Genomic DNA, 533 nt, shown 5'->3' on the forward strand with positions numbered 1-533 from the left:
CGCTGCACATGACCATTCCTTTCTAGGCGATCAAGAATAGTTGTCGCCGTGGCTTGGCTCATGTTGGTGTGATTAGACAACTGACGGATGGTCACCTCACCCAGATCTTTTATGGCCCGCATCAAGATAAGCTGTGGCGCGGTCAGCCCAGACACCTTGTTCAGTTTCTTTGAATGGAGATCGATCGCGCGAATGATTTGACGAATTGCGATCAGGACTTCTTCATGTTTTTCCACTATGGCCAGCCTATCCGATTTTACTGTKGGGGGGGGGATTTGTACATATCGCGATTGACTCGATCCTAAGTCGTTGAATCCCTGTATACATCAAGGGGAGGCATTTGAAATGGACGAGGCAATAAGAAGCCCATTTTAGCGCATCTTTTGGTAAATTTCACTTCGTTGTGTAATGTTTAGATGTCGAATTATTTGTTGTGCCGTTTTACTTGTCATATTGTTCCGTTAATTGAGTTTTAGACCGGATATTCGGTGGTAATTTGCATTTGGTGTGTGATTTCTGTTAGGGTATTAGCC

At 44.5% G+C, this 533-nt stretch carries 1 protein-coding gene; it reads right to left on the reverse strand.

What is annotated here, in order from left to right; all coding sequences use genetic code 11:
* Positions 1-236: MarR family winged helix-turn-helix transcriptional regulator (locus CIK04_RS27095; protein ID WP_142995027.1), on the reverse strand; the 236-nt coding region annotated here is incomplete at its 3' end.
* Positions 237-533: the final 297 nt, after the last annotated feature.

The sequence above is a fragment of the Vibrio sp. 03_296 genome (assembly GCF_002265885.1).